A 24,503-nucleotide genomic window follows, 5' to 3' on the forward strand; every position below is an offset into this window, starting at 1 on the left:
GGCTCATCCTTTGAGTGTTTTACTCTCCGGTAAACCCGGGGCGGTTCAGTCCGCGGCCCCGCCGTGGAAGCCGTATTTGTGCTTGCCGAAGCGTGAGCTGAGGGCACGATTGGGCCGACCCCGTGCGATCCACATCAATGAGCAAAAAGGAGTGATCCGCATGACCCTTGCCATCACGCCGACGCCACCATCCGCGTTCGCGTCCCGCCGATCCAGGCCGGGATGCTGAAGGAGCCCGTCCGCGTGGGTGCGATGTTCCGAAACACCACCCAAGGGACGTGCAGGTCTTCAGCCTCATGTGCGACGTCTCGACCCCTCGCGTCTTGCGCTGCTGATGATGTGCGAGGTGCGCACCATCCCGCTGCCCGAACCGATGCGGATGGGCCGAACTCCGACGGGCTGGGTAGAGGGATGACGGTGCTGGACGCCGTGAGCTGCCGATCAAGTGTGACCGATCGCACGCGCCATGAGACATGACGAAAGGGCCGCGCCAAGCACGACCCCGTTACGGCCATCACGCGCCCAGGCTCTCGAGCATCACCTTGGTCTCAGACATCCGCTTCAGCGAGTTGCCAATATGCTCGCGCCAGCGTCGGCCAACCTCCAGCGCGGTAGCATAGGCGCGGGCCAAATCATCGGGCCGGTCCTCGGCCATCGCCTCGATCAGGAACGCCGCCTGCTCCCGGTCCTTCGCCGATTTGAGGCTCCCCGCTCCGTCCCGCCGCCGATCGGCAATGATCAGCTTGTGGATTGCATAACGCTCCGGGCGCGGAACCTGGACCAATACGCCGGATCGATAGATCGCCGCCGCATGGATCGGCTCTGCGATCAGGAAGTTGAGATAATTCAACGCTTGGGCGTTCACGCCCAATGCGGGCAGCTCTCGAATGGCCTCATCTCCGAAGGCGGGCGTGAGGAACTCGACCAGTTGGCCACTGCCGCCCTGGGCCCATCGCCAGGTCCGGCCTTGGTCAAGTGCAGGCAAGGGATCAAACTTTAGAGCCGAAAAGGTCTCGGCGAGACCCGGGTCGACCTGATCCTGCAAGGCAACGCTGAGCTTCTCGAACTGGGCGATGTCGATGTCGCCGGTATTGGCCATGCCCCCTAAGGGCAGACGAACACCTAGCTCGCCCTCATAGAGCCGGAACGCGTTCGTCCCGACGATGGTGCCGCCCAACCGGAAGGTTCCGGCTGCGGCCATGGCCGACAGGATGGAACCCGTTGCCCGGTCGGTGGGCGTCATGCCTTCGGCCCGCAGAAGTCGAACGAGCCGCGACCGCTCTGCCTGCCGCTCCTTAGCGGTCGCGCGCAGCACTTCGATCCGGTCGATGCGCGCGCGCGTCTCGTCGCTGTCTTCGCCGATATAGATGAACCGCATCTCCGTCCCGACACGGCGCGCGGCATACCAATAGGCCTTGTCGCCGCGCTCCTTGAGCGTGGGCTTACCTTCGACACCGGACAACGCATCGTCCTTCAGGAGGCGTACCAGATCGGTATAGGCGCTCATCGCGATGCTGCTGAGAGGTGTCATGCCAATCATTTCCAAGTTTTGCTTGGCACGCATATACCTATCAAAACATGAACTTGCTAGGCAAAAAAGTTTGGAGAACTGCCACGCCCATGAGAAACAACGAAAGGGCCACCCGAAGGCGACCCTCTCAACTTACATCTCCGCGGACTTCTTCGCCGGGTCCGCAACCCGCATGACCGTCAGGCCTTTCGCTTCCGCCTTCTGCCCGAGGTTCAGCGCGACCCCGTTGCCGCCGAAGAGGACAACCCCTGTCGCCGCGAACTTGTCGTCCAGCATTTCGTCGTTGCACTTGAACGGTGCCGCCCGCCCATGCGCGGACCAGCGCGGATCGAAGCGTGCCTGCGCGACCCCGCGTGCCCGGGCCCACCGAGCCGCAATCATCTCCGCCCCGTGCTTGCCACCCTTGTGGCAGAGGAAGATTTCCTGATTGCGGTTCTGCCTGATCCGTTCGCGAACCTTGTCGAGCGTGTTGAAGATCACATCGACATCGGTCCAGTCGGTAGCGCCTGAGACGATCAGGGGAACCCCCTCGACTTTCGACTTCTCGGCGGTTTCACGGTCGTGCTGCTCCAGCAGTTGCCGCGCCTCGAAAACCGCGCCGGTCTCTTGCGCCCGAACGCTGGCGCGTGAGCCTGCCGCCGGGATGAAGGCGTGGCCCGTCTCGATCTCGTAGCATTCCGCCGCTGCCTCGCTCATCACCTCGATGGCGCTGACAATCTCGCGCAGTTGCAGAAAGCGCGCCTGCGCCTCCTCAATCGCGGTCTCGGCGATCTCCGATCCGTCGTGGGATTTTGCCAGCGCGCCGATCTTGTCGGCGGTGCGGTCGACCTCCTTGCCAAGCGCCACCTTGCGGCGCTGCAGGATCGTGGCGAGCCCATGGGCCAGCGGTTCGATTTCTGCTTCAAGGCCGGTCCCGCGCAACGGACCGAGCAATGCCTCGAAGCTCTCGCGGATGATGCGGTCGGTCAGGATGTGATCTTCCGGGATCGGCAGCTGTGCATCCTTCTCGGTCAGCCCGAAAAGCTCGATGGTCTCGTAGGTGTTTGCTGTGTCGTAAGCCATATTCATTCTCCAGATATTGGGTTCGACCACCACGTGAGTGTGGGGGCATGGCCGAATGCCTGGTTTCCGAATCTGCCCGGGTCAGGGACGGCGCAGCCGCCGGCTTGCCGGGCGCAAAAGTTTTCTGCGCGCAGCACCCGACACATGCGCGCGCTCACGCACGGGACCGCCCTACGCCACTGGCGCCAACCTCGCCGAAAAGTTTTGCGATCCTTGACGCGGGCTGATTTGGGAGCCATCCGGAGGATATGCTTCCGCACTCATGTGTGTGTGTTTAGACGGTAGGTTTGCCCGACACGAGCAGGCAAACGGCCCGACCGGACGCGGGAGACGGATGGAGCGGCGGGATCGTTTTGCCCCGCAAAACAGACCAGAGCGCAATCCGGCGGAGCGGCCGGGGAGGGACGTGCTCGCGAGGCGGGCAAACCGGGATGCCAGGCACAACGCCGCGGTGAGGCCGCATGGCCGAATGCGCGACGGACCGAAGGGCCGTTCTCCCCTGCGACATGGCGAACGAGCTGGGGAGGCCGCAAGGCTATTGACGTATTTCTAGTGGTCGGCCTGCCCGGCTTGCCAGCCGCGGCAAAACTCGGTAGTCTATTGGAGCACCAAGGAGTTTGCCATGAGCGTTCAAAAGCAATCTGTCAGTTTTACCGACACCGCCTACACCTTTGCAAGGGAACTGGTCGAAGCCGGCGAGTATCCGAATGTGAGCGCGGCGGTCTCGGGTGAATTAGCGAAAGCCAAGGCGGAGCGGGATCGTGAACGGTCTTTGCTCGAAGCGGAATTGGAACGCCGGCTGTCCCTGCCACTTGACCAATGGGAACCTATCGGCGAAGCCTCCGATGTCACTGCAGGCGCACGATCCCATCTTGCCGCAATGGATCACAAGACCTGATGCGTTTTGTCAGGCATCCGTTCTTCGAACGGGACCTCATCGGTATCGTTGATCATATTGTCGAGGTGACCGACGGTGACGTTGCAGCAGCAAGCCGTCGCCTGGATGAAATCGATGCCCTTCTCCAAGAAATTTCTGCAAACCCAACATCTGGTGCTCGGCTCAGCGGCAAACTGGATGGATGGCTCGTGCGCCATGGCGGCGCCGGTCAGCGACTGACCATCGTATTCAAACCGGATGTAGACGCCGGGCAGATTTATCTCGCTCTTGTCGCGTTCGGCGGCCGGGATTGGATGCGACTGGCGTCAGCGAGACAGGTTTTCGCTGGCTAGCCTTAGAGCCATGGAGTGGCGGAGAAGTTGTAGACCGGACCTTCGCTGCGCCGTGCGCGAACTGGTAGAATGCGGACGGAGGTGCCTTTGGCAATTGCAGCTATTGCTGACGCAGCATCCTTTCGCATACGCGGAATGCCGGGCGCTGCGTCGCGGCTAGATTTCGCCAAACCAGCCATTCCCATGTCGGGAAAAATCAAACCTCAATCCACCCTTACGCAGCTGCCGTGCTCGAGCGGGAAAGCACACGGCGAACGACCGGATCCACGCGAGACGACAGATCTCTCAAGGCCAACGTTTTGGGCTGAATTGTCGTATGCGCGCGACTTCGCCGAAAAGGCCTAACGTAAGAGACACACCAACATTGGTCTCGAAGCGCCTCTTGCGCGAGCTTCGTACATTCCCATATCTGCGGTGTCGGGCGCGAGGCTCCGTCCGGCTGCCGCAAGCGCGAACTCGCGCGCCCAGGGCTTCCTCCTCGTTGGGAAGCGAAACATGCGTTCCATTCTAGCTTTATTTGTTGCGGGTGCGTTGGTGACACCCGCGTTTGCCGATGAAACCGAGGGGCTCATACTGAGTTTCGACCGGGTCGATCGGATCATTGTCATGACCGACTTGACAGTCTGGGAGATACCCGACACCGTTGAAACGCCAGCCGATCTTGGCAGGGGTGATCGCGTTCACATCGAATACGAGAGCGCCGGCGAGGACGGCCTGACCGCAATCAACGCCATTCACCGCCTTGCCGTCGCCCTGCCTGAAGGAACGGATGGCGGAAGCTGACGCTTTACGCCGGTCGGCAGCGCCTGCGCGCTGCCGACCCCTATCGAATTGTAGACCCAATGACAAAAGTCGAGACCGCCAAAAAGCTTCTGGCGCGCCATCCTGGGCGTCGGCTGTCGGAGGTTCTGCGAGACCTCATTGCCGGCGAGGGCGAACGCGTTTCTGTCAGGGATATCGTCACGGCGCTGCGTGACCGGAGTTTCGCGCCCTTGATGGTCATTTTTGCCGCACCGAATGTGTTCCTGTTCATCCCAGGCTCATCGGTCTTCACGGCTCTCCCTTTGATGCTTCTGGGCATGCAGCTCCTGCTTGGCAGATCTGAGATCTGGCTGCCACGCCTCGTTGCCGACCGGTCGATCGACCAATCCGCGTTCCGCCGGATCGTTACAGTTTCCGTGCCTTACGTCGAACGGATCGAGCGTATGGCCAAACCACGTTGGTGGCCGAAATCGTATCTCGCGGCAGAACGAGTCATAGGCGGCACATCCTTGATCCTCGCGGTCTTTCTGTTCCTCCCAATCCCTTTTGCCAACGGGCTTCCCGCGCTTTCGATTGTCATGCTGGCACTCGGTCTCAGCGAGCGAGATGGGTACTGGTTCATTGCCGGTCTGGTGTTGGCGCTGATCTCATGTTTGGTTGTGGTCGGCATCCTCTCGGTCGGCGCTTTCGCGTTTCTTGGCCTTTTTCTCTGATCGACCCTGTGCAAGCAGTGTTCGGCGGCTTTTCCGGTTTTCGCCTCTTATTCCGCCTTCTGATCCATCGTTGAGATTTCCGGCTCCGGTGTCTCATTTGTTGCGAGATTGGCCGTCTCTGGCGTTGTGTTGCGCCCAAGCGGAGTTGGTTTGAATGCGGCCTTCTGAGAATCCGGCAGGGCGGGCGTGGTCACGATGCGGAACACGGCAAAGAGGAGCATGCAGAGATGAGCGATACCCGTCACGACGAACAGGCTTGGATCCCCGAGCGCTGACATAGAGTAACCGGCGACCGTGGGCCCGATAATCGAGCCGATCCCAAATATCAGCAGGATGCCTCCACTGACCTGAATGAAACTGCCAGGCGCCGCGTGGTCGCTCGCGTGGGCAATAATCACCGGATACATGGCAAAAACCGCCGCGCCGAACAGGGATGCCGTGGCAAGCGCGGCGATCTCTCCCGCAGGCGCAAAAAGCAGGAACGTGGCGTCGGCGGCTATGGCGACAATAGTCACGCCGATCAACACGATCCGGCGGTCGAATTTATCCGAAAGCGCGCCCACGGGCACTTGTGCGACGGCACCAGCCAGGATTGGCAGGCTGGCGAATAGCGCAATTGCCGGTACATCAAGCCCAATTCGGGCCGCGTAGACCGCCGCCAGTGTTCCGAAAGCGGCGTTCGAAATCCCGACCATGAACACAGCGAAGACTGCCACGGGCGAGTTGCGCCACAAGAGCGGCACATCCAGCTTGGCGCTGACGAGAGGTGACGGCGTGGCACTTGCCGACAGGGCTGTGGGCAGAAGCGCCGCGCAATAGACAATTGCCGCAAGTACGAAGAACAGGTAGCCGGCTGGATCGCCCAGAACCAGAACCATCTGCCCGGCGGTGCTCGCGGCGAGATTGATCATGGTATAGGCGCCAAAAATCTTGCCGCGCGTGGAGGGTTCAGCCCGTTCGTTGAGCCAGCTTTCGACGACCATCGCGGCCCCGGCGAAACAAAAGCCCGAGATGGCGCGCAAGGGAATCCAGAACCACGGGCTGATCAGGAGCAAGGAGAGAAGCACGGAGATCGCAGCCAGCGCGCACATGACGCCAAAGGCCCGTACGTGACCGACCCGGGCTACGATACCCGGCGTCAGCAGGCAGCCCGCCACATAACCTATGGCCCACCCCGTCCCGAGGAGGCCGAGCGAGGCGGCGGAGAAGCCTTCGATCTCACCGCGTACCGGCAGAATGAGGCCATTGACGCCTCCGGCGAATAGAAGAAAGGCGGATCCCAGAAGAAGCGCAGTGAGGGGCAGAATTTGGCGAACCATAGAAGCTTCATACAGGTCCGCGGCGCCTCATAGCCAGATTGTACTGCAGTTTAGGCTTGCAAGATCACTTCACCAGCCATGGCATCATGACAGTCGCAAAGCTCAAGACGAAAAAGAAGCCCGCCATGTCGGTAACCGTGGTCAAGAGCGGGCCACTGGCCACGGCCGGGTCCTGCCCGATGCGTTTCAACAAGAGCGGCACCACGCCGCCAATCGACACCGCAAGCATCGTGTTGAGCGCCAAAGCCAGCCCAATAACGAGGCCGAGTGCCGGGATACCCTTCCAGAGCCAGGCGACCAAACCAATCAGTAATCCAAGCGCAATCCCGTTGATCACGCCGACAGAGATTTCCTTGAGCCAGACCCGAAAGGCGTCGATCGGCCGAACAAGGCCAAGGCTCAACTCGCGCATGGTCACGGCGACAGCTTGGTTTCCCGAGCATCCGCTCATGTCCGAGACCATGGGCAGAAATACGGCGAGGGCAATGACTGCCGCCAAGGTTGCTTCATAGGCCGAAATCACGCTTGCGGCGATGATGTTCAAAACGATGTTCGCCGACAGCCATGCCAACCGACGGCGGGATCTGAGCCAGAGCGGCATCGAGCGGAGTTCGTCACCGACAAGGCCCTGGCGTTTCAGGCTTTGGGTTTCGGCACGTTCAAGGACCGCCTCAGCCACGGCGGATCGAGCGACGACGCCGACCAGAACGCCAAAGTCGTCCACCGCCGGCAGGCCGAGGAACGGATGGGCGTCGAAAAGGTCTTCGAGTTCATCAAGCCGGGTGTCGACAGAAACTGAGATCGGTACGGTCATGATGGATTGCAGTGTCGCGCTCCGCTTCGCCGTGAGCAGCCCGCGCAGCGAGGCGACGCCTTTGAGATGTCCGTTGTCGTCCGTGATGTAGGGGTGTTGTCCGCGATATCGTTCGAAATCGTCATCTGCCGACGCGATATCCCGGAGGACCTTGCCGACAGTGTCTGCCTCGCGAAAGCGAAAGACCTCCGCCATCATCAGGCCGCCGGCTGTATCGCCGTCATAGGCCGAGAGGCGTCGGATCTCCGAGGCGCTTTCAAATTCCAGTTCCGACAGAATCGCTTCGGCGCCCGAAGTGCCGAGTTCCCCAATCAGGTCGGCCTGAACATCGCTTTGAAGCAGGGCAAGGATTTCTGCCGCGCGGTCGGGTTCCAAGTGCCCGACAATTTCGACGGCCGTCTCATTGGGGGCTTGCGCGAGAAGGTTTGCGGCGAGAGCGGGCGAGAGCGCTAAAAGCGCATCCAAGCGGGCCTGAGGACTCAGCGAAAGCAATTCACGCAAGGCGTCGCTTGGCGACAGGGAGTTTAATGCAGCCGACAGTTGCTCCGGGATTTCAGGTTCATCAGCGACCTGATTGGTTACTTGATCCGGGACCTCTGGAAGCTCTGATGCATCCTTCGTCATTCTCTTCCGAGTCTCACCCAAAAGGGGTCGTCCGTGCAAAGAAGGCAGGGCGGTTTCCCGCCCTGCTTCCGTCTAGGAGTGACCGTGTTGATTGCTACCAAAACACTCGGCAACCGCTATTGAGATGATCGCAACCCCGGTGATGCTGGAACTCAGCGCGACCATGAACTGGTCGGCGTAGCCCAACACCCACGGGCCTCCCAGTGTTGCGACACCCAATGCAATACCCAAGGCACCACTCACCCAGCGATAATGTCGCGCGCTCGCTCCTGCGATCAAAAGCGCCAGGAAACCCATGGACATCAAGGCAATTGTTGCCGTTTCCGATGCGCCGCTTGAAAGGCTTGTCTGGCTGAACAGGACGAAGGGGGACAAGAGCAGCCAGAGGCCTGCGGCACTCAGAAGCTGTCCGTGGATTCGTGTACCTTGGGACATGTGTCGATCACTCCGCGACCTCCTGATTACGAGTCAGTCTCCGGGTCAGGGATGAGTTCGGCTCCGACCGCTGTCAGGAATTCTTCATCATTGACGTATCCGTCGCCATCGGTGTCCATCTCTCCGAAGAGTTCTTCGGTCACTTCAGGATAGAACGCCTGGATTTCGGCGAGAGACGCCATGCCATCACCATCGGTGTCGATCTCGGCCGACAGAGCGAAGGCCGATGTCGCCATCAACATTGCGAGCAGTGCACCAATTGATACGCGACTCATGTTTTTCTCCATAGATGGGGCATCCATAAGACCCCCGGTTGAGGTTGCATTCCTGATGTAGCGGCTTCGGGGCGCGGCCCTGAAAGGCGATGACGTCACGAGGGATCGGGTGCGACACTTGTCACAAAATCATGGATCGTGTTCCGAACATGTGACGGCTCCTGACCGCTACAGAGCCAATATGGGGGCAGACTCGAAGTTTGAAAAACGAATTTATATTGACGCTGGTTTCGGAGTTCCAAATAGATAATGCATGGACATTGAACTTGCGCGCACATTCCTCGCGGTAGTCGAAACCGGCAGCTTTTTTGATGCCGCGGACAAGGTGCACGTGACACAATCGACCGTCAGCATGCGCATCCGTTCGCTTGAGGAACAACTCGGGCGTCCCGTCTTCGAGCGCGGGAAGAGCGGGGCAACGCTGACGCCCGCTGGCCGCCGGTTTCATCGCCACGCGCAAGCATTGATGCGCACCTGGTCGCAAGCACGGCTCGATGCCTCCCTGCCTGATGCCTTTGACATGTCGCTGGAGATCGGCGCGGTGCCGAGCTTGTGGCACAAGCTTCTGATTGGCGCCCTTCCGACGCTACGAGAAGCTTTTCCCAACGTCGCGATCAACGCCGTGTCGGAACGCTCCGAGGCGCTGTCCCGGCAGATCGAGGACGGCACACTGGATCTGGCGGTAACCTATCGTCCGCTGAACACTGCTGAGCTCAATGCGATCCAGCTTTTTGAGGATGCCTTTGTCCTGGTTACCAGCAATCCGGACCCGAAAGTGGATCCATTGGGTGACGGGTATGTGCTGATCGACTGGGGACCGGAGTTCCGTGCAGATCATCTGCTGAACTACCCCCATCTTGCAAGACCGGCTTTGCAATTGGGTCTCGGAATGCTGGGGCTCGACTACCTGAGAGTTGTACCCGGTTCAGGGTACTTCCCTTATCGGGCTGTTTCGGGAGAGGTCGAGCGTGGGAAGTTGCGCTTGGTCGAGGACGCTCCGCGCTTTGGATATGCCGCTTATGCGGTCACAAGTGAGGCCGAGGGCATTCCGGCTGACGCGGCGCGTATCTTGCAAAAATTCGCGAAGGCCCGTGTTCAGTAACTTGGTTGCACTGGCGGAACATCCGCCAGTGCAGGTTGGTCGTTGTCGTTATTCGGTGGCAGGCTCAGTGATCGTCACGCCGCCCGTATCGGTCAAGGCCGAACCACCGAACATGTCGGTCATGTAGACAGCAGCTGCGATGAGAAGCAGCGCTGCGATCCCGGCAATCGACCAGGTCCGCCAGTTGTGCCAATCCCACCAATGAGTAACAGGTTTTGTATGCATGGGTCCTACTCCACGCTTCACCATTGAAGCTCTGTCCATTTGGTTGATGGCGCCGATCATTTCAATTCGGGAGTTCTCGGACCGAATTCTCTAAGTACATGCAATAAAATAAGTATTTACTGAACCGATAGTATCAGCGCGAAAATTTCATGGTTGATTGATCTATGCGCAGACGCCGTCGTTTCCCAAATCCAGCGCAAAGAAACCCTTCAGGCTGGACTTGCCACATGTCACCCAAATCTATCGCGTTCAATGCCGATGCCCGGCAGAAAATGATCAAAGGCGTCAACGTCCTCGCGGATGCTGTTGCCGTCACGCTTGGCCCGCGTGGGCGCAACGTGATGATCAACAAGGGCTTTGGCGCGCCCCGGACCACCAAAGACGGCGTCTCGGTGGCCAAATCCATCGAACTCTCCGACCCTTATGCCAATATCGGTGCGCGTCTTATTCGCGAAGCAGCGGAGCGCACGGCAAAAATGGCTGGTGATGGCACCACCACTGCGACTGTGCTCGCCCGGTCGATCCTGCGCGAGGGCAACAAGGCCGTTGCCGCGGGCATGAATGCTATGGACGTCAAACGCGGTATCGACGCCGCCGTTCGTGCTCTGGTTTCGGAACTCGATGGCCTGTCTCGCCCGGTCGAGACCAGCGAGCAAATCCGGCAGGTCGCGACCATTGCGTCCAATGGTGATGAAGACGTCGGCCGGATCATCAGCGATGCGATTGAGCGTGTCGGTCGCGAGGGTGCGATCACCGTTGAAGAAGCCAAGTCGCGCGAGATGGAGCTCGAGATTGTCGATGGCATGCAGTTTGATCGCGGCTATCTCTCGCCCTACTTCGTGACGGCCTCGGACAGAATGGCGGTTGAACTGGGCGAACCGTTCATCCTGCTGCACGAAAAGAAGCTCTCCAGCATGAGGCCGCTGGTCCCGATCCTTGAAGCCGTCATCGAGGCTGACAAGCCGATCCTGATCATCGCCGAGGATGTCGATGGCGAAGCACTGGCCTCGCTGGTGGTCAACAGGCTGCGCGGCAATCTTCGATGCGCTGCCGTCAAGGCGCCGGGCTTCGGGGACCGCCGCAAGGCGATGCTGCAGGACATTGCCGTTCTCACCGGTGCGACCGTTGTGTCCGAGGATCTTGGCGCAAAACTGGAAAACGTGACACTCGACATGTTGGGTCGAGCAAAGCGGATCCTGATCACGAAGGACGACACGACGATCATCGATGGTGCGGGAACGCCCGAAAACATCTCCGCGCGATGCGCGTCGATCAAAGTGCAGATCGACGACGCCACATCCGACTATGACCGCGAGAAGCTCGAGGAGCGCCATGCCAAGCTCTCCGGCGGTGTGGCCGTGATCCATGTCGGCGGTGTGACGGAAGTCGAAGTGAAAGAGCGCAAGGACCGCGTCGATGACGCCTTGCACGCAACGCGTGCGGCTGTGGCCGAAGGCATTTTGCCCGGCGGTGGCACTGCACTCTTGCGGGCATCGCATGCCATGAACCCGGAAGGGTTGATCAACGACGACATGCGTGCCGGTGCTGCCATTGTGCGCCGGGCGGCAACAGAGCCTGTTCGTCTGATCGCGCGCAATGCCGGCAAAGATGGGGCGTATATCGTCGACCAACTGACCCGCAAGAACGACGCGGTTTGGGGCTACGATGCCCAGGCTGATCGGTTTGTCGACATGTTCGAGGCCGGGATCGTGGACCCCACCAAAGTGGTGCGGATTGCACTCCAGGACGCGGCCTCGATCGCGGGTTTGATGATGACGACAGAGGCGGTCGTGGCCGAAAAACCCAGACCCCGCCGACAGAACGCTTCCATGCCCGACTACGTCGACGATCTGGCAGGCATGGATTTTTGACACTCGCGCGCGGCGACTTGAGCGCCGCGCCAACCACCCTTCAACATGTGAGACACGCCAATGATCCGTTCCTGGGTCGACACGATCCGCCTGTGGTTCTTGCAAAGCCTCGGCCGCAAGCGATCGCATTCAGCGCCTCCCACACCGCAAGATGAGTTCCCGGAACAGTGGGACCCGCCTGAAACCCTGCAGGAGGAGCGCGATTGCGAAAGCCCCTCAGACTGGCGTTATCCGGAGGAATCCGGGTGGGAAGACTGGGACGATCGCCCAAGACGCGGCGGCCGTGGAAGCTATCGTGGATAACGCAATTGAGGGGGCGTTAATCCTTCGCTTTGACTTTGGGAGAATTCAATGGATCGCATTCTAATCACCACTGACCTTTCTGCGCGTTCCACCCATGCGCTCACACGGGGTTTCACGTTGGCATCATCGCTCGGTGCCCGTGTCAGGGTTGTCTCCGTCGTAGACGATGCCATTCCCGAACCTTTGGTCGCTGGCCTCGTCGCCGACATGACCAAAGAGCTACGGCGCGAGACGGCCGCTTTGGCCAGCGAAGTGCCGTGCAACTACGAGATTCAGGTATCTTCCGGAGATGTGTCCGAGGAGATCGTGAAGCAGGCAGCGAACTTTGACGCCGATCTGATCGTTCTCGGTCTGCATCGAGACCGCGCAGTGATTGACAGTTTCCGTGAAACTACGATGGAACGCATTGCAAGGCTCAGCCACAACCCAGTGCTACTGGTGCGCAACGCGGTGGAGGGCGACTACCGCAATGTTCTGTGCGCCATCGATTTTTCACCGGCGGCAGCCGCTGCCGTTGCGGCAGCAAAACAAATTGCTGGATCGGCCGACTACAAGCTGTTCCACGCCTATCATGTCGTTCATCACATGCGTGCTGATTTCCCGGTGAATGTCGATCTCTTCATGCGACAAGCGGAGGCTGAATGCAAAAACTGGGCAGCTGCGAACCCGGAGCTTGCCGCGCTTGGCAAGGTCGAGTTGATTGACGGCCCTCTTGAGAGTGTTTTCGAAAAGCAAATCAAACGTCATGGACCCGACCTTGTCGCCTTGGGTGCCCACTCGCGGCCTGCCTTATCGAGATTCCTGTTCGGGAGTTTCGCAAAAGACCTGATCCGTGACCCGCCGACAGATGTTCTGGTTTGTCAGCCTTGAGACCGTCGCGTGTTCCTCAGACCGGATCGAACCACACCGGACAGGCATAGCGGCGGGTCAGCTCCTCTCCTAGCGGAATGGCGCGCAGCGCGCGCAGGGTGACCGTCCAGCCGGAGTGGCGGTCGAAGGCTGCCGTCGTCTGGGTGTTTGGCATCTCGGAATGGTTGAGTAAGGTCGAAAGCCCCAGCACCAGCAGACCGCCCTCAGGATCTGCCGGGTGGGCGAAATAGCAATTGTCCAATGTGGTCGGGGCGATGGCATCCGTCGCCGGCGCATCCAATTCAAGCGCAGGGGCCTGTTCCAGAACGTCACCCGCCGCGATAGGGAGGTTTGTGAACACACCGCGACCCTTGCCTGCTATTTGGCGGACGGACAGCTTCACTTTGGTCATGCCGACAGCGCCTTCGCATAGATCGCCTTGCCGTCGCCAGCACGGTAGAAGTCCGGTAATTCGGCGGCAAGGTGATAGCCTTGGCGCAGATAGAAAGCGCGCGTGCTCAGGTAGGCAGGGCTCGACGATGTGTCGATGAAGACCTGACGGCCACCGGCGCCGGCTATCGCGGTCTCGACGCGTCGCAAAATTTCCGCGCCCAGGCCTTGGCCGTGCAGCTCAGGTTGGACCGCAATCCAGTAGAGGTCCCAGCTTGTCTCTGACCCGGGGATCTGGCCATAGCAGGCAAAGCCCTCCAGTCGGTCGCCGCGATTGACGAACAGGAAATGATATCCCGATGCGCGCCCCAGCGTGATGCGTTCCTGCGCCAGTTCCCCTGCGATTGCAATCTCACTGGCGGAAAAGCGATCAGTCGCAACAACGAGCGCGCGGATGCGGGCGGGGTCCTCGGGGCGGACACCCGTGCGCCATCGACGCGGCTCGGGAGCGTTGGCTGGTCTGCGCTGTGCTGGATTCGAGTGCGGGGCTGATTCAAGACCGCTTGCAAATCCGTCGAAGAAGGCCTGCGCGTTCGCGCCAAGCGTGCGTATCCGGTAGCCACCTTCCTGCACCAGAACGGTCGGATAGCCCTGTTCGGCAATCCGCGCGCCGATGCGACGGAAGTCTTCCGGCCGGTTCGACCATGTACCCGTCGGGTCGCCCCGGCCCGTATCAAAGCCCAGCGACAGCACAAGGTAGTCGGGCCGGAACTCTCCGATGCGCGCCAGCGCCCGGTCCAGGGCGTCGAGATACTGTGCCGGGGATACAGTCTCGGGCAGAGGGATGTTGAGGTTATGACCCGCCCCCGACCCGCGCCCGGTTTCGTCCCGGAAGCCCGCGAAATAGGGGTAGGCAAAGCTTGGATCGCCGTGGATCGAAACGGTCAGGACATCTGCGCGTTCGTAGAAGATGTCCTGCTGGCCATTGCCATGGTGATAGTCGATGTCGAGGATCGCGACCTTGCCGTAATGCGACAGGTAATTTGCGGCGATTGCCCCGTTGCAGAGATAACAGAATCCGCCGAAGGTTTTGTGTTCAGCATGATGGCCCGGAGGACGTACAAGCGCGTAGGCTGCCGGTGCGCCGCCCAAAACCGCCTCGGCGGCGGTCAGTGTGCAATCGACGGCGCGGCGCGCCGCGGGCCAGGCGTTGCGGTTGATGGGCGTGAACGTATCGATGCACCAGTAGCCCGCCAGAACCGACCGCTCTTTTGGCAGGCGCGGCGCGTTGCGCACCGGGAAGACGTAGGGATAGATTGAGGTCTTCTCAGGCGCTTCCGCGCAGGCACTCTTGAGATACTCGAGAAGGCGCGCGTCATGCACTTCGCGGATCCATCGATCGGGGAAGTGACGGGTCTTGTGGCGGACAAACAGTCCCGTTGAGTCAAGGTCTTCGAGGATAGATTTGATCCGGATCGGGCTCTCCACATAGCCTCTCTCCCGGATGTGATGGATGTCGTGACGGTCGTTGACGATCAACGGAATGGGTCGGCGCGTCTCGTTCGGCGCGGCGATTGCCTTGGTTCCTTTGTAGCGGGGCGGACGCAGGGCATACGCTCCTTCCTGTATCGAGCCCACGACTTCGGCCACATAGTCCGGCGGGCAAAGCTTGCCGTATTTCCGCTCGAGGATCGCGCGCACGATGTCTTGCAGCCGCTCGCCATTCGGCAGGTCGTGACGGCCCAGCCCGTCGAAGACGAGATGCGGCATATCGGTATCTTCTGGCGACAGCGGTGTCTCATAGGCCGTGCCAATAATCGGGCGGGCACCGAACCGTTCGTAGAACTTCAGCCGCGCCGCGTTCTGCGCGCGTAAGGCCGGATCAGGGCTGCTCTCGGGATCGTCGGGCAGACACTCAAAATAGAGCCCCCTTGCGCCAAGGGCCGCCGCCTCCAGCCGCACACGTTCGTAGAGGGCACCACCAGCCCCGCGAACGGGATTTGCGCCGGGCGCGGCTGCTAACATGTCCAGAAAAGCAAAGGCCAGTTCGGGGTCATAGAGCATAACAGCCGCCGCGCGGACATGGAACCGCGCGTCTTCGGCCACCAAAAGTTCGGCAACAAACCGGTGGGTAAACGGGTCTTCGAGCCGCCCCGGTAGCGCGTCGATATCATCCGGTGCTATCCCCGGAAACTGTGCCCGTAGGATAGCCTGCGCCTCGGCCACGGCTGTGCGGTTGTTTGGGGCCCGCGCGTCGGGGACCTTACGGATGCGGAACATCTCAGGCGGCCTTTTTCGTTGTGCGCAGGCCGGCCGATACGATTTTGGCGATGACCGCCTCAAAGGTCAGCCCAGCCTCCGCGGCTGCCGCCATGAAGCCGGCATCAGGCGCTAGACAGGGGTTGGTGTTGACCTCAAGGATCCAGGGTTGCCCGGTGTCATCGACACGAAAATCGATGCGGGCATATCCTGAGAGTCCGAACAGGTCCCAGCAGGCTCGGGCGAGACGTTGCAACTCTTCCAGCAGAGCATCATCCGCTTCTGGAAAGTCGAAACGGCGCGGGGTGTTCTGGTAGCCATGGCTGTCCTCGACCCATTTCGCGTCATAATCAACGATGTGATGCACGTCATCGCCGTAGCCGACAAAAAGGGTCTCTGCCGGAGGCAAAACCCGCAAATCATCATCGGTCTCAAGCAAGGACAAGGCGAATTCGCGGCCATCGACGAAGGCCTCGGCGAAATGTGGATCGCCGGTCTGCGCCATCCTGTCAGCGATGAACTGTACCGCCCGTCGGCCGGACATGACCGAGGACTGTTCAATGCCGATCGAGGCGTGTTCGGTGATCGATTTGACGATCACCTTTGGCGCACGGGCCAAGGAGGCACCGTTCTGGCTCCAGGCGGGTGTCGGCAGCCCGGCCGACCGCATGCGCACCTTCTGTGCGACCTTGGACCGGCAGACCCAGGAGGCCTCGGCCCCGCAACCGGTGAAGGGCAGGTCTCGGCGCGCAAGGGCCTTGGGGATGGCGGCCGCAGGGCCAGCCAGGCCGTCAATCGCTTCCACAAGGTTGAAGACGAGGTCGGGTTGTTCCGCTGCAAGCGTATCAAGAGAGTCCGCGCCCTGATCCAACGTGACAAGCCAGGACTGTCCGCCGAGAGAGACGAGTGCATCTCGAACCGCAAGCGCGGTGCGCACGGTGTCTCGCTCATCTGGAGTGTTGCCGGTTGCCCCGTGCAGGACGGGGATGCTCAAACCTTTCATGACGCGACGCGGTGCGCCTCCTTGTGATGGTCGATCCGCGAAAGGGCTGCGGAAAGGATGTCTGTGATCAGATCGTCATAAGACATCCCGGCCTTGGCCGAGAGGATCGGCAAATCGGAATGGGTCGGGTGCAGGCCCGCCAATGTGTTGACTTCGAGAAACTGCGGTCGACCAGCGGCATCGGATCGCAGGTCTATCCGAGCCGCATCGCGACACTGCAGGACACGGTAGGCGGCAAGCGCAACACGCCCTGCTTCGCGTGCCTCCGCATCGTCGGCGAGCCGGTACAGTATATGCTCTTCCCAATGTTCCTTGGTCTGGAAGCTGTAGATCTGATCACCAGAATGGTCGCGCGAGGTGATTTCCATCACCGCGATAACGCGCGCATCGGCCCCGTTTCCAAGGATGCCAACCGTAAACTCGCGACCCGGAAGATAGGTCTCAGCCAAAACCGGCTGGCCGAAGCGGGCTATCAGGTCTTGTGCCACATGGATCGCAGCTTCAGCGTCGCAGACTTTCGAGGCATTCTCACAGCCTTTTCCCGTTCCTTCTGCCAAAGGTTTCAGAAACAGGGGAAAAGGCAACTCCGGGCAAATCACATCCATAGCTGTATCGATCACGCCGAACGGGGCAGTCGGAAGGCCGGCATCGCGCACGATCTGTTTCGATATAGCCTTATCAAGGCCAATCGCCTGCGTCAGCGGATCAGAGAACGTGTAGGGAACGCCATAGGCTTCCAGCAACGCTGGAACCTGCGCTTCACGTGAACGGCCCAAGAGCCCCTCGGCGATGTTGAACACCAGATCCCAGCGATCCCCGGCAACCAGCCGAGCCGACAGAGCGCGGATGTTGCCGATCCGGTCGGTGCGGTGCCCGGCGCGCGTGAGTGCGCCTTCCAGCGCCTCAACAGTCTCTGGGCTGTCGAATTCGGCCAACGCCTCTTCTGACAGGCCCATTCCGGCATAGTCGTCACGCAGATCATAGGTCAGCCCGATCAGCATGGTGCGCCCTCCACATCTGGGGCGTCGTCCTCGACCGGGTCGTGATAGCGATAGAGGTTGTCCTCATAGTTGCGCAGGATCAGGTCGTCACCGTCGCGGCCCACGAAATAGTCGGGCAGCAGAGGGATTTTGCCGCCACCGCCGGGCGCATCGATCACGTATTGTGGAACAGCGTATCCGGTGGTGTGGCCCCGCAGACCTTCAATGATCTCCAGCCCCTTCGCGACCGGCGTGCGGAAATGGGCCGAGCCGGTGATTGGATCGCACTGATAAAGGTAATAGGGTCGCACTCGCCGCTTCAGCAGCCCGTGATTGAGTGCCTTCATCGTCTCAACGCTGTCGTTGATCCCCTTCAGCAAGACTGTCTGGGAGCCGAGCGGTATCCCTGCATCGGCGAGCCGCGCATAGGCTTCGGTCACTTCCGGTGTCAGCTCTTTCGGGTGGGTCGCGTGGATCGACATCCAAAGCGGTTGGTGCTTTTTCAGCACCCTGACCAGATCGCGCGTGATCCGCATCGGCAGCACCGTCGGCACCTTTGTGCCCGTGCGCACGAATTCCACATGGGGAATGGCGTGCAACCGACCCAGCAGATAGTCCAACTTCTCATCGGAAATGGTCAAAGGATCGCCGCCGGACAGAAGCACGTCGCGGATTTCCGGGTGTGCCTCAATGTAACTAAGCGCCTGTTCCCACTGACGGATTGAGAACTGGTATTCGCCACCGGATTGCCCGACCATGCGAGACCTGGTGCAATAGCGGCAATAAGTCGAACAGGTGCCGGTTGTCAGGAAGAGCACACGGTCGGGATACCGGTGCACGAGCCCTGGCACGGATGTGTCGTGATCCTCGCCCAGGGGGTCGTCCGCCTCACCGGGCGAGCGCAGGTATTCCTGGCCGACAGGGATATGCGTGCGACGCAGCGGCTCCATAGGATCGCTCAGGCCCATAAGGCTGGCGTAATAGGGGGTGATGCCAACGGGCAGTCCACCAACATGCCGGCTTACCGCTTCACGCTCTTCGGCGCTGAGATCAAAGATGCGCTCCAATTCCGCAACCGAGCGGATGCGGGCGCGCATCTGCCAGCGCCAGTCGTTCCAGTTTGCCAGAGTGGCGTCAGGGAAGAAGCGTCGTCGAAAGGCGTCAGTCTCAGGACTTGACGGAAAGCGAACAACCTTCGCCGCCCCACGTCGCGGTTTGGCCTTGGATTGCCTCAGATTGAATGGAAATTTGGCTACACTGGTATGGTAACCCAGGTCCGGTGGCTCCGTGATTGGAGCGCTTTCTTGGTCCATTTGGAAGTGGTTCCAACGCTGAATGCGCCGTCGCGCGCCAATCGTCGTTTCTGTCGCGGCATTCAGACACTGCGGAAATGCAAGTTGGTAAGTCGCTATTCAAGAGCAACGCGCAAACATTTTTCCAAGCCACCTAAATCGGAGAAGCCATGACCAGCAAAGCCGCCAGATAGGCGACATAAGCTGAAAGCAACATGAAACTTTCACCGCGACGGATCCGCCAACCTGTCACGGCAACTGCAATCAGCACAGCGGTTGCGGCGAGCATCACCCAGATGTCGAAACTCGCGATTTCCGAGGGCACCGGGATCGGAGCAACTGCAGCGGTCACCCCCAGAATGCCCAGTATGTTGAAGATGTTGCTGCCAACGATGTTACCAAGCGCCACGTCACCTTGTCCCCGGCGCGCCGCGATAACAGAGGTCACCAATTCCGGCAGCGACGTTCCAACCGCGACGATGGTCAAGCCGATGACCGTCTCAGTTACACCCGCGAGCCGAGCCAGGTCGATGGCGCTTTCCACCAGCCAGCGCGCGCCCAGGATTGTCAACGTAAGACCGCCAACGAAACTCAGCACCATCATCCAGACCGATTGCGGAGGGGTCGGTGCAGCGGAGGCTTCGGCCTCATGCAAGGCGGCGGAGGCGGACCCGTTTCCGCGTTCGCTGATGTATGTGAGCAGGATGTACCCGGCGAGCGCGATCGCAAAGGCCAAACCCACCCAACGGGGGACAGCACCGATCAGCACTACAGCGAGACAAGCCAGACTCGCAAGGACCAGAACAGCGCCATCGCGCCGAAAGGCGGAGGGTGCAACGGTTATGGGGCTGAGAAGCGCAGCGATCCCCAGGATCAGCAGAATATTGGCGATGTTGCTGCCCACGACGTTGCCGACAGCGATACCGGGCGCCCCCGCGAGCATCGCTTGTAGACTGGTCACCAGCTCAGGTGTCGACGTGCCGAACCCAACCAGGGTCAGGCCGATGACAATTGGCGGTATCTTCAACCGCTCCGCAAGGCCAACGGCTCCGCGCACGAGGGCCTCGCCACCGGCAATGAGCAAGACAAAGCCCAAGAGCAGATAGAGAAACGTCAATGTAGGCCCCGCAGTTGGGAAGCGGACGAGGCCATTACGGCACCGTCCAGTCGCCTGACGTGTATCACAAAGCTGTCAGCGCGCCGCCAAAGTACGCCGACATTCATGATGGATTTGCTTTTTGTCTCAGCCGGGAGTTCTCTGAGGGGCACTTTGCCATCCAGCGTTTCACGCGCGCCCCGCCACATAGTCGCGTAGCGATTTGGCATCCGTTTCGCTATCGTCCAGCCGTCCCTGAATAACATCCAGGATGTTGATCAGACCGCTCAGTGCCCCGTTCCTTGTCACCGGAACATGGCGAATCCGATGTTCGGACATCAGCTTGTGTACATCTGCGATCGAGGCGGAGACTTCGCAAGTTTTCACATCGCGAGTCATCAGTCGGTTTACTGGAAGACCGACGATGTCTGCTCCGTATTTGTGCAGGCCGCGCGCAATGTCGGCAGCGGTCAAGATTCCCTCAATTCGCTCGGCGTCGCTGGACACAATCAGCGCGGAGATTTCGTCCTGCTCCAAATGGACAAGTGCCGCTTCCACAGGGGCAGTCGGCTCGATTACGGGAACCAAAGCACTTTTCCGTGCCAGGATAGATTTTATAGTCATGGATGCTCCATAGACGGTCAGATTTTCACCGGAGGAAGCGGTACCCATCACAGATTGCAGCTGACCAGAACAACAATCCCTTTTGGCAACTGATCGCGTGTGCATCGGAAGAGTGAGGTTTTCAGCGACTGTTCACTGGAACCGCAACGGAACTGCCCGGCCATCTCGCGTCATAGCAAAAATCGGCATTACTCAAACGATCTTCAAGAGATCAGACGTCAAAAATTACTTTCTGCGCTTCGATCGGTGGACTGAAGATGTGTCGATGAAGGTTTCTTCTGCCCCGAAGACGAAATCCAGAAAGTCGCCGCCATCCTGCTTTGCCAGAAGCTCGGAAAGGTCCATGTCGGTCTCGGTCATCGGGGTCTCCGTATCGTCGTGGTTGAAGTCGCCAAACTCCACCCGACCATACACCTCGGTGGCCACCCGCGATTACACCGTCAAACGCGCAGAAATTACACCACGTGCTCGGACACTAACATCGATTGCAATAGGCTCGGATTTAGAACGATAATGTCCACACATCCCAGAACGTGTGCATTTGTAGTTCACGATGGAGATACCTATGGATCGCATACTCATCGCAACCGACCTGTCACCTCGTTCGGCGCGAGCGGTCAAACGCGGCTTCCTGGTGGCTTCGTTCCTCGGCAGTCAAGCTCGAGTAGTTTCCATTGTTGACGACTCCATGCCCGAGTCCCTGGTCGAAGGCCTCGTCGCCGATGTGACCAAGGAACTTCAACGCGAGACTGTTGCGTTGGCAATTGAAGTGCCCTGCAACTATGAAGTTGAAGTTTTGGCAGGAGACGTTTCCGAGGCGATCGTCAGGGAAGCGGCAGAATTCGAAGCAGATTTGATCGTTCTGGGACTGCACCGAAATCGTGCAATGATAGACTCCATTCGCGAAACTACCATGGAGCGGACCGTGCGCCTCAGCCACCTTCCGGTGTTATTGGTCCGTAATGCTGTCGGGAACGGCTATCACCAAGTTCTATGTGCCATCGACTTTTCACCGGCTTCGGCCGCCTCCGCGGCAGCGGCAGGTAGTATTGCTGGGAACGCTACCTTCAACTTGTTCCACGCCTACTATGCACCTCATCACGTGCGCGCCGACATTCCAGTGAATGTTGCCCCTTTTACACATCACGCCGAGGCTGAACGCCAAAAGTGGTCTGACGCAAATCCCATGGTCTCCGACCTTGGCACAGTCGAGCTGATCGAGGGTGCGCTGTGGAGTGTGTTCGAAAAGCAAGTCGCGCAACACAATCCGGACCTTGTCGCGTTGGGCGCGCACTCGCGGCCACCGTTGGCGCGGCTTCTCCTGGGCAGTTTCACGAAGGATTTGATACGCAGCCCGCCGACAGACGTTTTGGTATGCCACCCCTGACCCGTGTTATGCGTGGACCCGCAGAAACGCCGCGAGGGACAACATGAACCAGCCGGACGACGAAAGACGAGAAGACCGCAAAACTCGGTTCCTTGAGATCAGCCACTCCTTTGAATTTGTGATCGTCATTGTCTTGTTTGGCGCAATTTCTCTTGTCGTGCTTCTGGCGATGGGGCGTCTCGGCCTGGGCATCTACAGTTTCGTCGCCGCACCGTCACGTTTCTCCGAGGCCCATGCGATCCAGCAATTGTTCGGTATGGTGTTGACTGTGCTGATCGCGCTGGAACTGGGCAACTCCATCATGCGGCACCTGCGGGACAACGAGACAATCATCCAGGCGCGAGAGATCATCCTGATCAGCTTGATGGCAATTGTCCGAAAGATCATGCTGGTCGATCTGGAAACGGAAGCGGCACTTAGCCTCGTCTGGTTGGGACTTGCGACTTTGACGTTGGCGGCGGCGTATTGGTTGATGTCTCAAACAGAGCGTCCGCGATGACGGATTTTGCGCCGATACCGTTCCAATCCGCGGTGCAATCCGAAAATGCGGCCAAACAGGCGCTGCCTGTCTGGTATCGGCTGGATGCAAATACGCAGGACCTGCAGATGGTTCTCCACGAAACGATCGGCTTGGACGCGCTGACGACCCGCGCGCTGACGGCTGAGGAGACCCGCCCCCGCTGCACGCCGCACGGCGACGGTGCCCTGATTATTCTGCGCGGAATTAACACCGAACCAGGCGCCGACCCCGAAGATATGGTATCGCTTCGCATCTGGGTCGATGGCGACCGGGTCGTTACCTACCAGTATCGGCGCCTCGGTGCAGCCGATGACCTTGCGCGGGAGTTGAGCGAAGGCGCCGGTCCCAAGACGCCGGGCGACTTTCTGGTTGTCTTGGCAGACCGTTTGACCGACCGGATGCAGGACGTCGTGGACGAGATTGACGCGTCGCTTGAGGCGCTTGAGAATGCGCAATCCGAGAAGCCTGTGCCGGAGCTGCGACACGCAATCACCGAACATCGCCGCAAATTGGTGGTCCTTCGCCGGTTCGTCGCGCCACAGCGAGATGCGCTCGACGTGCTGGTGGCTGAGGAATTTACTTGGCAGACGGAAATCCAGGAGCGCCGTCTCAAGGATGTAATCGACCGCGTCACGCGTCTGGTTGAACAGCTTGACACCTTGCATTTGCGTGCGTCGATCATGCAGGATTTCCTGTCCGTGCGTGTCACCGAACGATTGAATCGGACGATGCTGTTGTTATCCGTCGTCGCGGGTGTGTTTCTGCCCCTGACATTCGTATCGGGCCTACTGGGGATGAACGTTGGTGGAATACCTGGCGCATCGGCGCCGTACGGGTTCCTGGCAATCACAGGCAGCCTGATCCTGGTCGGTGTCGTGGAGTTCTTCGTGATCTGGCGGCTAAGGCTGCTATAGCTGTAGGCGTTTTGGAGCCCGCCGAAGTCATCTGCGCTTCATCGGTCAACCATCATTCACATCTCCGGAGAACATATTTAGCTCATTCCCAAGCCGCAGGACCATGCTGACGGCCGCACCTATGTGGGTCAACGGTTTGTCCTCGGCCATGGCCAACGGAAGAAGAAGTGTTTGTGTGATCTGCAAACCAGCAAACTTCGTCAAGATTTCGCCGGCACGGGCCTCTTCCAAGCTCTCGAATTCAACGAAATGTAGCTCTCCGCTCACCACGCGGTTCTTTGTGCATGTGGCCAGCCGATTAGACACCTGTCGTACGATTGGCCGGTAGCCAACCACCAAGACAATCGGCCCAAGCTTCAAGCCGCGCAGCACGGATGGCGACAAACCGACAACTTCATCTGACGAGATTCGCCTCGCGTCCATGTGATCACAGTGATTTGGCTGGTCATCAAAGCTCCGCATTTCCGATTCAAAGCCCTTCCTGCCAAAAATGATCCAAAAGAAGGGGACGGATCGCGCCGCCCCCAAGTTTTGAACAAGGGAAGTTCACTAGGTTCAGAAGCCCACGACCAGCGACACGCCGAACGTGTTGTCGGTGTTCGTGAATCCAGGGGCCGGGTTCGAGTTGTAGTCAGTTCGATAGCTCACGCGGGTCGACATGGCGTCGGTCAGCTTGACGTTCACGCCGAAGTCGTTGGTCGCGAGCATGTTGATGTCCGAGCCCAGGATATCGGTGTCATTTGTCAGCGAGACCATATCGGTCAACTTGTAGAAGAATCGCGACGACAGGATGCCCGCAGCCTCGGTCACGTTGGCGCCGACGACGGGATCCACAACGCGGACGCCGGGACCGGCTTGCACCCGCCAGGTTATACCAACTTGCATTGATCAGAACTCATGCGCCCAATCGCGAAGACCTATGG

27 protein-coding genes are annotated in these 24,503 nt (G+C 59.8%); 10 read left to right on the forward strand and 17 right to left on the reverse strand.

The features are described 5' to 3' along the window. Positions 1-514 precede the first annotated feature (514 nt). The gene (locus ATO11_RS19935) at positions 515-1,531 is read right to left on the reverse strand and encodes a nucleotidyltransferase family protein (RefSeq protein WP_242601480.1); all 1,017 of its coding nucleotides are present in this window, start codon (positions 1,529-1,531) and stop codon (positions 515-517) included. 132 nt (positions 1,532-1,663) lie between these two features. Further along, positions 1,664-2,593 (reverse strand): DUF2493 domain-containing protein, encoded by a 930-nt coding sequence (locus ATO11_RS19940; protein WP_050532694.1) that lies wholly within the window; start codon positions 2,591-2,593, stop codon positions 1,664-1,666. A 622-nt stretch (positions 2,594-3,215) separates the two neighbouring features. Between ATO11_RS19940 and ATO11_RS21415 the strand changes: the two genes are divergently transcribed. From ATO11_RS21415 to ATO11_RS19950, 4 genes are all read left to right on the forward strand, one after another. Further along, positions 3,216-3,491, forward strand: coding sequence for a hypothetical protein (locus ATO11_RS21415; RefSeq protein ID WP_082176494.1), 276 nt, complete (start codon positions 3,216-3,218; stop codon positions 3,489-3,491). Continuing rightward, complete coding sequence (locus tag ATO11_RS21420) at positions 3,491-3,823, forward strand: hypothetical protein (RefSeq protein WP_082176496.1); 333 nt, start codon at positions 3,491-3,493, stop codon at positions 3,821-3,823. Before ATO11_RS21415 ends, ATO11_RS21420 begins: the two co-directional genes overlap by 1 nt. A 495-nt stretch (positions 3,824-4,318) precedes the next feature. Continuing rightward, complete coding sequence (locus ATO11_RS19945; protein ID WP_134643180.1) at positions 4,319-4,606, forward strand: hypothetical protein; 288 nt, start codon at positions 4,319-4,321, stop codon at positions 4,604-4,606. Positions 4,607-4,665: 59 nt separating this feature from the next. After that, the gene (locus ATO11_RS19950) at positions 4,666-5,298 is read left to right on the forward strand and encodes an exopolysaccharide biosynthesis protein (RefSeq protein WP_050532671.1); all 633 of its coding nucleotides are present in this window, start codon (positions 4,666-4,668) and stop codon (positions 5,296-5,298) included. Positions 5,299-5,345: 47 nt separating this feature from the next. Here ATO11_RS19950 and ATO11_RS19955 read toward each other — a convergent pair whose 3' ends face one another. The 4 genes from ATO11_RS19955 to ATO11_RS19970 form a co-directional block, all read right to left on the reverse strand. Next, the gene (locus tag ATO11_RS19955; RefSeq protein WP_050532672.1) at positions 5,346-6,617 is read right to left on the reverse strand and encodes an MFS transporter; all 1,272 of its coding nucleotides are present in this window, start codon (positions 6,615-6,617) and stop codon (positions 5,346-5,348) included. A gap of 64 nt (positions 6,618-6,681) precedes the next feature. Next, on the reverse strand, positions 6,682-8,055 hold the full coding sequence (gene mgtE, locus ATO11_RS19960) for a magnesium transporter (RefSeq protein WP_050532673.1): 1,374 nt from the start codon (positions 8,053-8,055) through the stop codon (positions 6,682-6,684). 72 nt (positions 8,056-8,127) lie between these two features. Continuing rightward, complete coding sequence (locus tag ATO11_RS21905; protein ID WP_134643181.1) at positions 8,128-8,490, reverse strand: SPW repeat domain-containing protein; 363 nt, start codon at positions 8,488-8,490, stop codon at positions 8,128-8,130. A 26-nt stretch (positions 8,491-8,516) separates the two neighbouring features. Beyond that, positions 8,517-8,765: an EF-hand domain-containing protein gene (locus tag ATO11_RS19970; protein WP_050532695.1), complete on the reverse strand. Its 249-nt coding sequence runs from the start codon at positions 8,763-8,765 to the stop codon at positions 8,517-8,519. 253 nt (positions 8,766-9,018) lie between these two features. On the opposite strand from ATO11_RS19970, the gene ATO11_RS19975 reads away from it, so the two are divergent. Next, the gene (locus ATO11_RS19975; protein ID WP_050532675.1) at positions 9,019-9,867 is read left to right on the forward strand and encodes a LysR family transcriptional regulator; all 849 of its coding nucleotides are present in this window, start codon (positions 9,019-9,021) and stop codon (positions 9,865-9,867) included. A 48-nt stretch (positions 9,868-9,915) separates the two neighbouring features. Here ATO11_RS19975 and ATO11_RS19980 read toward each other — a convergent pair whose 3' ends face one another. After that, positions 9,916-10,152, reverse strand: coding sequence for a hypothetical protein (locus ATO11_RS19980; RefSeq protein ID WP_050532676.1), 237 nt, complete (start codon positions 10,150-10,152; stop codon positions 9,916-9,918). A gap of 167 nt (positions 10,153-10,319) precedes the next feature. Between ATO11_RS19980 and groL the strand changes: the two genes are divergently transcribed. Together groL and ATO11_RS19995 are read left to right on the forward strand one after the other, a co-directional pair. Then, positions 10,320-11,963: a chaperonin GroEL gene (gene groL, locus ATO11_RS19985; protein ID WP_050532677.1), complete on the forward strand. Its 1,644-nt coding sequence runs from the start codon at positions 10,320-10,322 to the stop codon at positions 11,961-11,963. A gap of 351 nt (positions 11,964-12,314) precedes the next feature. Further along, complete coding sequence (locus ATO11_RS19995; RefSeq protein WP_082176497.1) at positions 12,315-13,136, forward strand: universal stress protein; 822 nt, start codon at positions 12,315-12,317, stop codon at positions 13,134-13,136. A gap of 16 nt (positions 13,137-13,152) precedes the next feature. Here ATO11_RS19995 and ATO11_RS20000 read toward each other — a convergent pair whose 3' ends face one another. From ATO11_RS20000 to ATO11_RS20035, 8 genes are all read right to left on the reverse strand, one after another. Continuing rightward, on the reverse strand, positions 13,153-13,527 hold the full coding sequence (locus tag ATO11_RS20000) for an SET domain-containing protein-lysine N-methyltransferase (protein WP_050532680.1): 375 nt from the start codon (positions 13,525-13,527) through the stop codon (positions 13,153-13,155). After that, on the reverse strand, positions 13,524-15,785 hold the full coding sequence (locus ATO11_RS20005) for a GNAT family N-acetyltransferase (RefSeq protein ID WP_050532681.1): 2,262 nt from the start codon (positions 15,783-15,785) through the stop codon (positions 13,524-13,526). Before ATO11_RS20005 ends, ATO11_RS20000 begins: the two co-directional genes overlap by 4 nt. Before the next feature lies 1 nt (position 15,786). Beyond that, positions 15,787-16,767, reverse strand: coding sequence for a D-alanine--D-alanine ligase family protein (locus ATO11_RS20010; RefSeq protein WP_082176499.1), 981 nt, complete (start codon positions 16,765-16,767; stop codon positions 15,787-15,789). Next, positions 16,764-17,768 (reverse strand): D-alanine--D-alanine ligase family protein, encoded by a 1,005-nt coding sequence (locus ATO11_RS20015; protein ID WP_050532683.1) that lies wholly within the window; start codon positions 17,766-17,768, stop codon positions 16,764-16,766. The genes ATO11_RS20010 and ATO11_RS20015 overlap by 4 nt, the downstream gene beginning before the upstream one ends. Further along, positions 17,762-19,060: a KamA family radical SAM protein gene (locus ATO11_RS20020; RefSeq protein ID WP_082176500.1), complete on the reverse strand. Its 1,299-nt coding sequence runs from the start codon at positions 19,058-19,060 to the stop codon at positions 17,762-17,764. Before ATO11_RS20020 ends, ATO11_RS20015 begins: the two co-directional genes overlap by 7 nt. Before the next feature lie 133 nt (positions 19,061-19,193). After that, the gene (locus ATO11_RS20025) at positions 19,194-20,156 is read right to left on the reverse strand and encodes a calcium/sodium antiporter (RefSeq protein ID WP_050532685.1); all 963 of its coding nucleotides are present in this window, start codon (positions 20,154-20,156) and stop codon (positions 19,194-19,196) included. A 168-nt stretch (positions 20,157-20,324) separates the two neighbouring features. Next, a complete protein-coding gene (locus ATO11_RS20030; protein WP_165587004.1) occupies positions 20,325-20,807 on the reverse strand; it encodes a CBS domain-containing protein in 483 nt (160 codons plus the stop codon). 177 nt (positions 20,808-20,984) lie between these two features. Beyond that, positions 20,985-21,185 (reverse strand): hypothetical protein, encoded by a 201-nt coding sequence (locus tag ATO11_RS20035; protein ID WP_050532687.1) that lies wholly within the window; start codon positions 21,183-21,185, stop codon positions 20,985-20,987. Positions 21,186-21,324: 139 nt separating this feature from the next. Here ATO11_RS20035 and ATO11_RS20040 point away from each other — a divergent pair, with 139 nt between their 5' ends. From ATO11_RS20040 to ATO11_RS20050, 3 genes are read left to right on the forward strand one after another with little or no spacing between them, the layout of a single operon-like run. Continuing rightward, positions 21,325-22,146, forward strand: coding sequence for a universal stress protein (locus ATO11_RS20040; RefSeq protein WP_050532688.1), 822 nt, complete (start codon positions 21,325-21,327; stop codon positions 22,144-22,146). 43 nt (positions 22,147-22,189) lie between these two features. Beyond that, positions 22,190-22,645: a phosphate-starvation-inducible PsiE family protein gene (locus ATO11_RS20045; protein ID WP_050532689.1), complete on the forward strand. Its 456-nt coding sequence runs from the start codon at positions 22,190-22,192 to the stop codon at positions 22,643-22,645. Next, complete coding sequence (locus ATO11_RS20050; protein WP_050532690.1) at positions 22,642-23,580, forward strand: zinc transporter ZntB; 939 nt, start codon at positions 22,642-22,644, stop codon at positions 23,578-23,580. Before ATO11_RS20045 ends, ATO11_RS20050 begins: the two co-directional genes overlap by 4 nt. Positions 23,581-23,625: 45 nt before the next feature. On the opposite strand, the gene ATO11_RS20055 is transcribed toward ATO11_RS20050, so the two are convergent. Both ATO11_RS20055 and ATO11_RS20060 read right to left on the reverse strand, forming a co-directional pair. Continuing rightward, complete coding sequence (locus ATO11_RS20055) at positions 23,626-24,003, reverse strand: hypothetical protein (RefSeq protein ID WP_134643182.1); 378 nt, start codon at positions 24,001-24,003, stop codon at positions 23,626-23,628. A 132-nt stretch (positions 24,004-24,135) separates the two neighbouring features. Next, the gene (locus ATO11_RS20060; RefSeq protein WP_082176505.1) at positions 24,136-24,465 is read right to left on the reverse strand and encodes a DUF481 domain-containing protein; all 330 of its coding nucleotides are present in this window, start codon (positions 24,463-24,465) and stop codon (positions 24,136-24,138) included. Between the last annotated feature and the right edge of the window lie 38 nt (positions 24,466-24,503).

Source organism: Pseudaestuariivita atlantica (genome assembly GCF_001205715.1).
GTDB lineage: Bacteria > Pseudomonadota > Alphaproteobacteria > Rhodobacterales > Rhodobacteraceae > Pseudaestuariivita > Pseudaestuariivita atlantica.

Coding starts and splice junctions, on each gene's coding strand:
- mgtE (WP_050532673.1), bottom strand. CDS start 8,055: ATGACGAAGGATGCATCAGAGCTTCCAGAGGTCCCGGATCAAGTAACC.
- ATO11_RS20020 (WP_082176500.1), bottom strand. CDS start 19,060: ATGGACCAAGAAAGCGCTCCAATCACGGAGCCACCGGACCTGGGTTAC.
- ATO11_RS19955 (WP_050532672.1), bottom strand. CDS start 6,617: ATGGTTCGCCAAATTCTGCCCCTCACTGCGCTTCTTCTGGGATCCGCC.
- ATO11_RS20045 (WP_050532689.1), top strand. CDS start 22,190: ATGAACCAGCCGGACGACGAAAGACGAGAAGACCGCAAAACTCGGTTC.
- groL (WP_050532677.1), top strand. CDS start 10,320: ATGTCACCCAAATCTATCGCGTTCAATGCCGATGCCCGGCAGAAAATG.
- ATO11_RS19980 (WP_050532676.1), bottom strand. CDS start 10,152: ATGATCGGCGCCATCAACCAAATGGACAGAGCTTCAATGGTGAAGCGT.
- ATO11_RS20055 (WP_134643182.1), bottom strand. CDS start 24,003: ATGGACGCGAGGCGAATCTCGTCAGATGAAGTTGTCGGTTTGTCGCCA.
- ATO11_RS20050 (WP_050532690.1), top strand. CDS start 22,642: ATGACGGATTTTGCGCCGATACCGTTCCAATCCGCGGTGCAATCCGAA.
- ATO11_RS19940 (WP_050532694.1), bottom strand. CDS start 2,593: ATGGCTTACGACACAGCAAACACCTACGAGACCATCGAGCTTTTCGGG.
- ATO11_RS20005 (WP_050532681.1), bottom strand. CDS start 15,785: ATGTTCCGCATCCGTAAGGTCCCCGACGCGCGGGCCCCAAACAACCGC.
- ATO11_RS19995 (WP_082176497.1), top strand. CDS start 12,315: ATGGATCGCATTCTAATCACCACTGACCTTTCTGCGCGTTCCACCCAT.
- ATO11_RS19945 (WP_134643180.1), top strand. CDS start 4,319: ATGCGTTCCATTCTAGCTTTATTTGTTGCGGGTGCGTTGGTGACACCC.
- ATO11_RS21420 (WP_082176496.1), top strand. CDS start 3,491: ATGCGTTTTGTCAGGCATCCGTTCTTCGAACGGGACCTCATCGGTATC.
- ATO11_RS21905 (WP_134643181.1), bottom strand. CDS start 8,490: ATGTCCCAAGGTACACGAATCCACGGACAGCTTCTGAGTGCCGCAGGC.
- ATO11_RS20010 (WP_082176499.1), bottom strand. CDS start 16,767: ATGAAAGGTTTGAGCATCCCCGTCCTGCACGGGGCAACCGGCAACACT.
- ATO11_RS20030 (WP_165587004.1), bottom strand. CDS start 20,807: ATGGGTACCGCTTCCTCCGGTGAAAATCTGACCGTCTATGGAGCATCC.
- ATO11_RS20060 (WP_082176505.1), bottom strand. CDS start 24,465: ATGCAAGTTGGTATAACCTGGCGGGTGCAAGCCGGTCCCGGCGTCCGC.
- ATO11_RS19935 (WP_242601480.1), bottom strand. CDS start 1,531: ATGACACCTCTCAGCAGCATCGCGATGAGCGCCTATACCGATCTGGTA.
- ATO11_RS19975 (WP_050532675.1), top strand. CDS start 9,019: ATGGACATTGAACTTGCGCGCACATTCCTCGCGGTAGTCGAAACCGGC.
- ATO11_RS19950 (WP_050532671.1), top strand. CDS start 4,666: ATGACAAAAGTCGAGACCGCCAAAAAGCTTCTGGCGCGCCATCCTGGG.
- ATO11_RS19970 (WP_050532695.1), bottom strand. CDS start 8,765: ATGAGTCGCGTATCAATTGGTGCACTGCTCGCAATGTTGATGGCGACA.
- ATO11_RS20000 (WP_050532680.1), bottom strand. CDS start 13,527: ATGACCAAAGTGAAGCTGTCCGTCCGCCAAATAGCAGGCAAGGGTCGC.
- ATO11_RS20015 (WP_050532683.1), bottom strand. CDS start 17,768: ATGCTGATCGGGCTGACCTATGATCTGCGTGACGACTATGCCGGAATG.
- ATO11_RS20040 (WP_050532688.1), top strand. CDS start 21,325: ATGGATCGCATACTCATCGCAACCGACCTGTCACCTCGTTCGGCGCGA.
- ATO11_RS21415 (WP_082176494.1), top strand. CDS start 3,216: ATGAGCGTTCAAAAGCAATCTGTCAGTTTTACCGACACCGCCTACACC.